Here is a 10728-nt window from a genome sequence, read left to right as displayed (position 1 = left end):
TCAATACGCACTCGCGGGTGATGCTGCGGAAAACCTGAACGCTCAAAAGCCTCGGTGGTCATGAAGAAAGCCAGATAGCGGATCGCCGTATCTCGCGTGAAGCATTTTTTGATACGACCGTGACGTACTGCTACGAACAGTGGGCCAACTGGCGTATCGTGTTTCTGTAATGCCAGGTCAATCATGCTTACGGTGCGTTTATCTTTCATTTCCGGTCCTTAACTTTGCTGTATCGTTCGTGACTCATTACTTCCAAGTTCTTGCCGCCATCGCGGGAGAGTAGCCGCCAGCGATGGTTAACTTTGAGGCTCAAATTCCCGGAGCCGTGCATTCGGCAGGGGTGAATGCGCCTTGCCCTGAACTGGCATAAAACGTGTACCGCTTTGAGGTGAACCCACTCAGGAATTCGTATCGCTGTCAGTGCCACCAGATCCCCCCATTTCATTACCCTCCGTTTTCGGAGCCTCCACTTTTTGTTTTTTGACGAACTCAACCAGCTCAGAAATGAGCTCGTCGATTAATTCCTTTCCGCTATCTGTGAGGAATTCACCGCTGCCATTAACATCAACAGAGCTGCTGTAAATTCCCTTAATAGCTTTTACGCCTTCGACATTCCCATACTCACTAATCGCAAGCCTTTCGAATTTTCGCAATAATCCATCGAGAAGAATCTCTGTTAACTCGACCGTATTAATACCGCCTTTATTGAGCTTAATAACAAGGCAGTTACTGCCTGTTTTACGTTGGTGGCGTAATAACGCTGCCTTTAAAATTCGGCGTCGGTAGGTTTCAATTACGTTGTTTTTCACGACGTTCAAACTCCGAATCCATCCACATTGAAACCTGAGCCGACAAGTCAAGGCAGAGGCCAGACAGAGAAATTATTTGCTCGATATCCATATCAATAATATTGGAGTTAATTAATTCCATTAATTGATACAGGTTATCTGCTGTGTTTTTTGCGGTTTCTAGAGAGCTGTCTTTACTGAGCATATTCAGACCCCGTAAGCTTTGCGCATGAAAAGGTTAGAGATATGGCGGTATTCCTCACCATAGGTCGCGAAGAAAAGCCGTGCTGTTAAATACGCAGATTTATCTTTGATGAATGTCATTTTTAACCTAATCCTGTTTTCAGGTTGCAGGAAGCCACACCAGTGAAGGTGTTATTTGTTTTATTGTTTAGCGTTACTTATTGAATTCGATCTTGTCCGCTTTAGAGCTAATAATGCTCTGCATTTCATCCAGTTTTTGGGAGACGAGACTTAAAACCCCAATTGAGTTTGATTCTGTTGGTATATCATCCATTGAATTATAAACGGCAAGCTTACAATCGCCGATATCACAAGCCCAAGAGTTAAGTTGATTAGCTAGCGCTGTTAGCGACTCTAATTTTTGTCCCCGTTGACATTCAGCTCCAGCATGGATGCTAAGTTGCTCCACATACTCGTAAGCAGTTTGGCTGGTCTTTAGCATAGAACGAATCAGGCAGGCAATTGTGTTATCGGCTTCCGGTGAAAATTCATTTATGCGGTAAATAACCTCCAGTAACGAAGCATTCTCAGTGATTTCCGCAGCAATATCATTTAGCATTTCGATTGGATTTTTCATTATCGTTTATCCCATTCATTTTTATGGGCCTCGTTTGCATAGTTGCAGACAAACGCGAGAAGAATGTCGCTAATTTCTCTATACTCGTCATCATCAACCGCCGATAACAAACTAGCTGCTTCAACAATCAAGGACATATTCTTGAAGGCATCACAAGGATGGATGGACAACCCCTTAAATGTTTTTATCTTCTGAGACATTTTCTATCACCTCTGAGTTGATTTGATAGAATGATGATAGAGCCTGCTATTGGCCTTTGCAATAGGTATTGCTATTTAAATTGCTATTGATTTTTATGTCATTGATATCAAAAATAAAAAAAATATATTGCTGATGTGTTTGTAACAGCACGGTAGAAATAATTGTCCTTTAGACAGTGATCTACCAATACATGAGATATCGGGAGTTGGAGCATCGAAGCTTGAGAATAAAATGGACTGTGAAAGGGCGAGATACTCGCAGAGAGAAAGAGGGTAGGAGTTCCGATCAGGTAGTCGCCCGCCTGGTTGACTGGTGGTTACTATTGTGGGGGCACATAGAAAACCCGGCGCACTGGCCGGGTTAAGAATCTACTCAGCTTGTTATGCGTAAGTTTTTATTTTCATTTGCATTATTCACCCATGCTTCCTGTAGGTCTGCGGCATGCTGCCGATCACCTTTCCGAAGATGAAAATTTTGTTCATCTCTTCCTTCTCGATTGGGTCCCATGGTAGATAGGTATGGTTGTCAGAGATAACTAAGAGTTTGTCTTTCATCTTTTGTAAGCGCTTAACATGCGATGTGTCATCGTAGATGAACGCGTATATACCGTCGCCGTCGAAATGCTGAACGCTGATATCGACGAAGAGTAAGTCCCCTGGCTCTATGGTGCCAGACATGCTATCACCTCGAACGTTGATGATGCGTATCTGCTCCTGTTTCCGGCCATTAAACATTTGACGGGCATCTTCAACTGAGTATTCCACGGAGCGCAGCACCTCCACGAATTCGCTGTTAATTATGCCCGGGCCAGCACTTACGGTAAGGTCGAGTACGTCAACTCTGAAGATGGCTGGATCTTTTTTGTTATTCATCGGTGGGGGTGGTTGTTGGTCGTCACCCCTCATTGGTCCAGTACCGTTTGATAGCCACTCCGAACGAACACCCAGGGCATTAGCTATTTCAACGATTTTAGTTGTGCCTCTAGCATTTCCAGATGTTATTCGCCATATGGTTGGTTGTGCCATATTCGCCGCTTTGGCTAACTGACCCTGGCTCATGCCCATCTCATGCATTGCGTAGTTAAGTCTGTCAGCTAGCGTCTTAAGTGTTCTCTCTTGCATATTTATAGCCTCCGCTATCACATTCTAGTCAAGCATGATAAACAAGTCTATTGCTCATTCCAATAGCAATTGCTATCATAATTTCGATAGCAACTGAACGGGATTAGCAAAAAAATGAAATCAGCAATTGAAAGAGCTATTGATGCTGCTGGAGGAGTAAATGCTCTAGCTCGCGCTATAGGTGTAAAACAACCCTCTGTCTCTCGCTGGAGAAAGGTTGGTGTTGTTGGGGTGGAACATGTGCCTGATGTTGCGGCCTTTACTGGGATTCCCGCCCATGAACTGAGACCTGACAAACCAAAATTATTCCCGCACCCGGGCAATGAGGTGTGACATGTCACGGCATGCTGGAGGAATCATGAATCACTCTGACTTCGTACGTAAATATACATTCGATAACCCACTTCAGCGGTTGGTCATGCTTCGCATTTTGATGGGCGGATCTATGGATGGAGAGGGGGAGCGAGTTATCGATCATCAGGTCCTGGCTGAATTCTGTTGCTGCTCAAAACAAGCCATGTTTAAGGAGATCAAGGCACTTGAACGCGCAGCTTGCCTGAAAGTGAGAAAAATTGGTGCCCACGATACAGGCCTTAAAACTCGGATTGAGCCAGCTCGCGGCTACACAATCACGCCAGTTCAGGAGTTTGTATGAGTAGCAAAATTCTCGGTAACGTCTGGGACGCATGCGCCGCGCATGACATTAAGGGTGCCAAACTGGTGATTATGGCTCGCCTGGCTGACTACTCGAATGATGAAGGTGTCTGCTATCCGAGTGTTGAGACCATCTGCCGCCAGTTGGGTCTGGGGGAAAGCACGGTCAGGACCGCTATTGCAGAACTTGAGTCTGCCGGTTGGCTGCGTCGTGAATTCCGCCGTAAAGGTAATCGCAACACGTCTAATCTTTATTATTTGAATGCTGATCGTCTCGAGGCTCTGGCACGCATTGAGAAGGACAAAGTGGCAGCGCTGAAACAGCAGCGCAGGGCTAACGGTTTTCACCCGTCAGATTCTGAACCGTCAGGTTCTGGATGTTCAAACGGTTTTCACCCTTCAGTATCTGACAAAAATGGTGTTTTCACCCGTCAGAATCTGACCCCAGATCCACAAGTAAATTCAAAACATGATCCACAAGTAAATTCAAAACAAGAATCACAAGATATTGGCGCATGTGGGAAAGTCCATTCTGAAAATCGCTCTTCCAAAGAGAACTATTCCAACGAGTTCGAACAGGCATGGCAGGCATACCCTAAACGTGCTGGCGGTAATTCTAAAGCAGCTGCCTGGAAAGCCTGGAAAGCTCGAATCAAAGACGGTGTTAACACTGAGGCAATGCTGGCTGGTGTAAACCGTTATGCAGGTTATGTCCGTGCTACAGGTAGCGCCGGAACGCAGTACGTGAAACAGGCGGCGACGTTCTTTGGTCCCGATCGGCATTTCGAAGAGTCATGGCAGGCGCCATCTGGTTCGGTAAGCGGTAGACCTGGTGGACTGCCGGTTTCGGGGTTTAGTGAACAAGACTATGGCCAATCAGACTGCAACTGGTAACCAGGAGAAATCACAATGCTGAATATTAAACAACGCGAAGAAAGGGAAACTCTGGTGGCAAAGCGCGAAGTTCTTCGTGAAGAACTGGCGTTTGCTGTGGAACATAAAAAACCGTGGCAGTGGGGAAGCTGGGAGTCGGGCGAAGTCCACGCTGCGGCTTGTGAAAAACATGGTGGTTATCAGCGAATTTCCCTCATTGGGAAAGCCTATCGTGGCGTTGAAAATGTTAAGCACTCCCAGTGCCCGGAGTGTGTGAAAGCGGACCTTGCTGGCATTGAATCATGTCTGCGTACATTACGGGTAGCCGACCTGATGGACAATGCCGGGATCGCACGACGGTTCGAAGCATGTGAATTCGATAACTACCAGGTCATCAATCAGGATGCCTCCAAAAATCTCGCGGCTTGTCAGCGTTATGCCACCAGCTGGCCTGAACGCCTTAAAGCTGGAACTGGGCTCGTTATGACAGGAAATTGTGGTACCGGCAAAAACCACCTGGCAGTGTCTATGGCGAAAAGCATCATCCGCGATCATCTCGCTAAAGTGGAAATCACTGATGTTATGCGGCTAACCCGAGCGGTGAAAAGCACGTGGCGCCACAATGCTGAAATGACGGAGGAAGATGTCATTGAGCGCTTTGCTTCACTGGATCTGCTGATTATCGACGAAGTGGGCGTTCAGTTCGGCAGCCCGACTGAAATGACCATCCTGCAGGAAATTATCAATGCCCGGTACGAAAGCATTTTGCCAACAATCCTGATCAGCAATCTCACATTTGACCAGCTGAAAGAGACAATTGGAGAGCGAATCGTGGACCGGGTTACCGATGGTGGCCGCAACCGTCTGGCATTTGGATGGGGAAGTTTCCGTGCCATCGCGTCAGGAGTTGTAGCATGACTCCTGTCTGGAAAAATGAAGATCTGGAAGGTGCGGTGATCGGCGCAATTTTTCTGCGTGGAGCCGACCCTGAGGTACTGGATATTCTTTCCAGGGTGCCAGCCACAGCTTTCTCGGTACCGCAGTATCGGGAAATATATACTGGGATCTGCCGTCAGGCGCGTGGAGCTGGCGTTATTGACCCTGTACTGCTCTGCGAAAACATGCCAAAGCACAGCGCAATCATTATGGACTCGAGCCGTATCGCATGGGCCAAGTCGGCGCTTGTGTCCTACGTTGCCACGCTGGAGCGTAATGCAGCTGTTCGTGATGCCGAAGCTGTGATTGAAAGGGCGCTGGCTGATCTCCGGAGTGCTCACAATGGTGATGCGGCTTTATCGGCATTCAGGGCTGCACAGAACAGCATTGCCGCAATTTCTCTCGAAGAAAAGACCGTTCAGCCAGTTCATATCGACGACATTCTTCCTGCTGTAGTGGATCGGGTAGATGCACGCAACCGCGGGCTCGAAGAAGCCAGAAGCCTCATGACGGGTATTGAAGAGCTTGATGCAAAGACTGGCGGTATTGAACCAACAGACCTGGTGTTTATCGCTGCGCGTCCGTCGATGGGTAAAACTGAATTGGCGCTGGATATCATCGACAAAGTTTCTGAGCAGGGCCGTGGTGTGCTGTTCTTCAGCATGGAAATGCCAAATATCCAGATCGGAGAGCGAATGGTATCTGCTGCCGGCGGCATGTCAGTTTCGCGCCTGAAAAAGGCTGCTGATTTCGAAGATGAGGACTGGGCCAGACTTACAAACGGTGTAGAGCGCCTGACAGGCCGCAGTATCTGGATGGTTGATTCCACCGATCTGACAGTAGATCAGATTCAACAGATAGCTACCCGCCTACAACTGGCGCATCCGGAAATAGCGCTGGTGGTTGTGGATTACCTGGCACTCATCAAAATTGAAAGCACTGCACGATATGACCTTGCCGTCGGTGAGGTGTCAAAAGGACTCAAGCGTCTGGCTAAATCTAATAAAACGCCGGTGCTTGCCCTGAGCCAGCTTTCTCGTGGCGTTGAGTCGCGGCCCAATAAGCGACCGATGAACTCAGACCTCAAAAACTCGGGTGAGATCGAGGCAGATGCTGATCTGATCATGATGCTTTACCGCGACGAAGTTTATAACCCTGAGTCTCCAGCGAAAGGGATCGCGGAAATTAACGTGACCAAACAGCGCAACGGTGAACTAGGCACGATTTACCGTCGATTCTATAACGGGCACTTCCTGCCAATTGACCAGGAGTTAGCAAAGCAGCGTTCGGCGCCACAGCAGAAAACTCAAACCAGACGATACGCAAAAGATAGGCAATCCAGCAATGCACACTATTAAAACCATTAAAACAGCGGGGGCAAGCGCATGAAACTGAAAGCAGCTCTTAAACATTTCAGCCCGCAGGGCATGCATATTAGTGACAAAGAACAGGAAAGAGAAACCGCAATGCGTGATATGTACGAGGTTATGGATCGTTGGGGGGCCTGGGCTGCCTCAGATCACAACGGAGTGGACTGGCAGCCAATTGCCGCTGGATTCAAAGGGCTCCTGCCGCACGGTAAGAAATCACGGCCTCAGTGTAACGATGATGAGGGGATCATGATTGATGGATGCGTTGCGAGGTTGAAAAAATTCAAACCTAATGAATGTGAACTTCTGATTGCTCATTTCGTTATCGGAATCTCATTGAGAGCAATTGCGAAAAAAAGAAAAGTCTCCGATGGTACTATTAGGAAAGAACTACAAACTGCAATGGGGTTTATTGATGGCTGCATTTGTATGTTAAGCTGAGTATCAGGCAGCACTAGCTGCCTGATTTATCATTAAGTTCTTTCTTCTCTGTGTAAAGCTTTTTCAATTTCAAAGGTATGAACGTAGACTGAATAAATGAGAAGCAAGTTAAGAATGATATTGCATGGGTTATCACGCTTATTGATAATGATAAAGCCAAACCTGTGTGGCTTTTATCTTTTGAGAGTAAGTAATATATGAAAATTAGTGCTAATGTTAAAAGATACAACAAAAACAAACTGTAATATCTATTGAATCTAATTAAGAATCTATTTGTTTGATATGTGCGCTCAACTTCAGTTAGTCCAAGTGAAACGGAAGAAATATCGCCTGACAGTGTGATGACTAACAATAAAAAACCAGTCAATATTGAGAATATATTGGCAACCAAGTTGAGTGCGTCAGTGTTATTAGTAAGAGTTTCAGTAAAGAAATAAGAAAAAAATAAAGAGGCGAGCATGTTTAACGCTGTGATAGCAATTGCATTTATATCAAGGTTTCTCATTATCTCAAGCCTCTTAGAAATCTCATTAAAACTCGTTTTTTACAAAATCGCTTAAAATTTCTTCCGCATATTTTGACAGGATCGACTTTGCCCCATAGGGGATAGTGTAGTATACCTGTGTAAGCCTTAAGCTGTCACTGGTTATTTTTTCGCTTTTTTTTGTTTCAAAGTAAAAGTCACTATCTAAATCACTTATCCAAGGGGTTGGATTATTTTCAATAGATTTAGCGAGTTGTGGGTTTCCTTTATGATCAATAGTTAGATGACCTGAAATTCCTGTCTGTTTTACAGCTGGTTCATTTTGGATTAATGATTTTAAAAAGCCAGGTTGTTTATTAAAATCAGAGCTCATTACTTCCAGATTTACATGGACCGCTTTTAATCCGTCTGATTGCAATTTCGCAACTGTATCCTGGCGGAGGATGCATGTTGGAATAATGTCTATCTTAAAATGACCAAATAATTTGCTGGTCTTAACCTCTGGCCAATTAGTCGATATTAACATTAGTGATGCTATTTTGTTCCCTTTAATCATGTAGAAAGCATGCAGGTTGTCATGGTTTTTGACTGGAAAAAGATCTTTATCTTTAGGATTGATAGGTGAGACTGAGACCTGCTCATTAGGGTTGTATGAAGTAAAGTGAATAAAATGTGTATTATTTATAGTTTTGAGTTCTTTGCATTTGATGTGCTTGGTAGCTGAATATTGAATGATGGTGCCCGCAGCTAAACTTTTACTAGCTGCGATCTGCTTATATAAGTTGTTGTTATTATTTGAGTTTACTTTAAATGCCCTAACCGTAACCTTGCGGGTTAGGTTGGCTTGCTTTTGTTTTGAGAAGTTCATCGCTTTTCCTTAAGGTTAGAGTTTAGGCGAGCATACTTTAAAAAACTAACGCGTACGCAAAATGTATAGTATTCTGCTATGAGTTGTCACTACGCACTGACACATAACATTCGAAACCTCGCCAGCCGGCGGGGTTTTTTTATGGTCGCAATTCCTGCTTTATCCCCGCGCCATTGGTCTCGTCGCTAATGGATGGCGGTAAGTTGGAATTATCCGCGAGGTCAGGCCAACAATCATAAGCCTCGGCATCCTGCCGGGGCTTTTCTTTTTCAGGCCCCGGGAACCATTCTCGACATGCCTTCTTGTTAAATCATCCCGAGGGCCTGACCTAATCAACCAGCACCAAGCAGGTGCGAACATGAAGAAAACCACTATGCAAGACAGACCAGATACCTGGGCGGTGATGCTTGCGTGGCTTGTAAACCACAAAAACGAAGCTGGCTATTCGGTACTGGCTTTTGTCATGTCGATACTCGCTACCTCGCGCGGCGCGAAATCAAAGTGGAAGGACCGGATCGCCGGCGCAACGATGTGCGGGATCCTTTGCTTCTTCGCTCAGCCGACACTTACGGCTATATGGGCAATCTTCAACTGGAATTTCCCCCCTGAGCTTTGCTGGCCGATCTCGGCTGGCGTCGGGTATGTGGGGGTGGATTCGCTTTTCGCCTATGCGCGCCGTCGCCTTGGCCTGAATGAACCGGGAGATAAAGCAAATGCTGACCCTCAGTAAATTCCAGCAAGCAACAGGCCTAAGTTCGGCGCTGGCCGGAAAATGGTTTCCAGTCGTGCTGGCTGCAATGCAGAAGTACGACATCAGCACACCGTTAAGGCAGGCGCACTTCCTCGCACAGGTTGGGCATGAATCATCTGGCTTCGTGCATGTGGAAGAGAGCCTGAATTACCGATACGGCGCATTGCTGGCAATGTTCGGCAATCGAATCAGCCAGGAAGATGCTTTCAAATATGGCCGTGTTGATTCGGGCCTGAATGCCCACCCTGCCGACCAGAAAATGATTGGCAGCATCATCTACGCCAGCCGGAACGGGAACGGCGATCGCAACAGTGGTGATGGATATCGTTACCGCGGGCGCGGCCTGATTCAGGTGACGGGGAAAGCGAATTACGCCGCGCTGGTGAACCAGCTTGGCGTTGATATCGTGAAGAGCCCGGAACTACTTACTCAGCCTCAATATGCTGCTGAATCCGCAGCTGCATGGTGGAGCAATCACGGACTTAACGCTATCGCTGACTCAGATGATGTTAGCCGCATCACCAGAATCATCAACGGTGGTACCAACGGACTGGAGGACAGGAAAGCCCGCTTGACTAAAGCTAAGGGGGTTTTATGTTCGGGTTAATCAGTTTATTCCGCATTTTCAAAAATAATGCGCACATTCTCATTCCTTGCGCGTTCATCATCCTTGTCGCTATCTGCCTGTGGGGGCTTAACACTCGCAACTACCAGCTGACGGCGACGAACGACAGGCTGACACAACTTAACGACAGCAAGGATGTGCAGATCAACGACCTGAGGGCTAAAAATGACGATCTGGCGGGGAGCGTTAAAGAGCTTGCTGGCGCCGTTAACAGGCAAAACGTGGTCATGTCTGAGGTCGCAGAGCAAAGGGCCGAGTCGGCCAGGCAGAACCGAATGCTACAGAGCGAGATTAAGCGATACCTGGCGGCAGATAAGTGCGCTGCTGCTCCTGTTCCTGATGCCGCTGTTGAGCGGTTGCGCGCAGCAGCAGAAGCCGCCCGTGGAATACCGGGTGATAAAGCAGCCGGTCCTGAACCTTCCGGCGGAACTGACGTCGCGCATTGATGTGCCAGATCTTCCAGATAATCCCTCATACGGTGACAGCGTTTCGATGAACGCAACACTTTACGGGATTGTCGGGCAGTGCAACATCGATAGGGCAGCCATACGAAAACTGCAGGTGACAGGCAAAGAGACTCATCCCTGAGACTCTGACACAGTCTCTCCTCTGGACCTTAACCGTAGCAAATTCTCAGAGCCTCGCACCCGCGGGGCTTTTTAATGCGCATCGCACGCGCACATCAAAGAAAGTCTTTCAGCTGTGAGCCTGGGCAAACCGTTAACTTTCGGCGGCTTTGCCGTGCGGCAGGCTCACGTCTAAAAGGAAAATCAAATGCAGGTGACTATTGATGGTG

16 protein-coding genes and 1 pseudogene are annotated in these 10728 nt (G+C 47.0%); 9 read left to right on the top strand and 8 right to left on the bottom strand.

The features are described 5' to 3' along the window. The 6 genes and pseudogenes from C3451_RS23545 to C3451_RS23515 form a co-directional block, all read right to left on the bottom strand. Nucleotides 1-209, bottom strand: a pseudogene (locus C3451_RS23545) (hypothetical protein); the annotation flags it as partial. A gap of 189 nt (nt 210-398) precedes the next feature. Continuing rightward, complete coding sequence (locus C3451_RS23535) at nt 399-809, bottom strand: hypothetical protein (RefSeq protein WP_032667012.1); 411 nt, start codon at nt 807-809, stop codon at nt 399-401. After that, nucleotides 790-993 carry a hypothetical protein gene (locus C3451_RS23530; protein WP_016240231.1) on the bottom strand — a complete coding sequence of 68 codons (204 nt, stop codon included), beginning with the start codon at nt 991-993 and terminating at the stop codon, nt 790-792. The genes C3451_RS23535 and C3451_RS23530 overlap by 20 nt, the downstream gene beginning before the upstream one ends. 192 nt (nt 994-1185) lie before the next feature. Further along, nucleotides 1186-1608, bottom strand: coding sequence for a hypothetical protein (locus C3451_RS24400; RefSeq protein ID WP_017384396.1), 423 nt, complete (start codon nt 1606-1608; stop codon nt 1186-1188). Beyond that, nucleotides 1608-1808: a hypothetical protein gene (locus C3451_RS23520; protein WP_017384395.1), complete on the bottom strand. Its 201-nt coding sequence runs from the start codon at nt 1806-1808 to the stop codon at nt 1608-1610. Before C3451_RS23520 ends, C3451_RS24400 begins: the two co-directional genes overlap by 1 nt. Before the next feature lie 414 nt (nt 1809-2222). Continuing rightward, a complete protein-coding gene (locus C3451_RS23515; protein ID WP_017384394.1) occupies nt 2223-2930 on the bottom strand; it encodes a helix-turn-helix transcriptional regulator in 708 nt (235 codons plus the stop codon). Nucleotides 2931-3044: 114 nt separating this feature from the next. Here C3451_RS23515 and C3451_RS23510 point away from each other — a divergent pair, with 114 nt between their 5' ends. The 6 genes from C3451_RS23510 (at nt 3045) to C3451_RS23485 (ending at nt 7204) form a co-directional block, all read left to right on the top strand. Next, on the top strand, nt 3045-3263 hold the full coding sequence (locus C3451_RS23510) for a YdaS family helix-turn-helix protein (RefSeq protein ID WP_032645228.1): 219 nt from the start codon (nt 3045-3047) through the stop codon (nt 3261-3263). A 25-nt stretch (nt 3264-3288) separates the two neighbouring features. Continuing rightward, nucleotides 3289-3585, top strand: coding sequence for a hypothetical protein (locus tag C3451_RS23505; protein ID WP_017384393.1), 297 nt, complete (start codon nt 3289-3291; stop codon nt 3583-3585). Then, nucleotides 3582-4478, top strand: a complete 897-nt coding sequence (locus C3451_RS23500) for a helix-turn-helix domain-containing protein (RefSeq protein ID WP_063926508.1) — start codon at nt 3582-3584, stop codon at nt 4476-4478. The genes C3451_RS23505 and C3451_RS23500 overlap by 4 nt, the downstream gene beginning before the upstream one ends. A 15-nt stretch (nt 4479-4493) precedes the next feature. Then, the gene (locus C3451_RS23495) at nt 4494-5375 is read left to right on the top strand and encodes an ATP-binding protein (RefSeq protein ID WP_063139330.1); all 882 of its coding nucleotides are present in this window, start codon (nt 4494-4496) and stop codon (nt 5373-5375) included. Then, on the top strand, nt 5372-6751 hold the full coding sequence (locus C3451_RS23490; RefSeq protein ID WP_062939320.1) for a replicative DNA helicase: 1380 nt from the start codon (nt 5372-5374) through the stop codon (nt 6749-6751). Before C3451_RS23495 ends, C3451_RS23490 begins: the two co-directional genes overlap by 4 nt. Before the next feature lie 108 nt (nt 6752-6859). Next, nucleotides 6860-7204 (top strand): antiterminator Q family protein, encoded by a 345-nt coding sequence (locus tag C3451_RS23485; RefSeq protein ID WP_048209709.1) that lies wholly within the window; start codon nt 6860-6862, stop codon nt 7202-7204. A gap of 13 nt (nt 7205-7217) precedes the next feature. On the opposite strand, the gene C3451_RS23480 is transcribed toward C3451_RS23485, so the two are convergent. Further along, on the bottom strand, nt 7218-7709 hold the full coding sequence (locus tag C3451_RS23480; RefSeq protein ID WP_124304473.1) for a hypothetical protein: 492 nt from the start codon (nt 7707-7709) through the stop codon (nt 7218-7220). Between the two features lie 25 nt (nt 7710-7734). Next, nucleotides 7735-8556, bottom strand: a complete 822-nt coding sequence (locus C3451_RS23475) for a hypothetical protein (RefSeq protein WP_048209458.1) — start codon at nt 8554-8556, stop codon at nt 7735-7737. 373 nt (nt 8557-8929) lie between these two features. On the opposite strand from C3451_RS23475, the gene C3451_RS23470 reads away from it, so the two are divergent. The 3 genes from C3451_RS23470 to C3451_RS23460 are packed head-to-tail and all read left to right on the top strand — an operon-like array spanning nt 8930 to nt 10378. After that, complete coding sequence (locus C3451_RS23470; protein WP_059294222.1) at nt 8930-9286, top strand: phage holin family protein; 357 nt, start codon at nt 8930-8932, stop codon at nt 9284-9286. Next, nucleotides 9270-9914: a glycoside hydrolase family 19 protein gene (locus C3451_RS23465; RefSeq protein WP_063139331.1), complete on the top strand. Its 645-nt coding sequence runs from the start codon at nt 9270-9272 to the stop codon at nt 9912-9914. Before C3451_RS23470 ends, C3451_RS23465 begins: the two co-directional genes overlap by 17 nt. Beyond that, complete coding sequence (locus tag C3451_RS23460; RefSeq protein ID WP_063139332.1) at nt 9902-10378, top strand: hypothetical protein; 477 nt, start codon at nt 9902-9904, stop codon at nt 10376-10378. The genes C3451_RS23465 and C3451_RS23460 overlap by 13 nt, the downstream gene beginning before the upstream one ends. Nucleotides 10379-10728 lie beyond the last annotated feature (350 nt).

Origin of the sequence: Enterobacter sp. 301B (assembly GCF_003850715.1) — a bacterium.
GTDB lineage: Bacteria > Pseudomonadota > Gammaproteobacteria > Enterobacterales > Enterobacteriaceae > Enterobacter > Enterobacter intestinihominis.
Note: the sequence above shows the minus strand (reverse complement) of the source record. Positions and strands in the feature narration are given on the sequence as shown.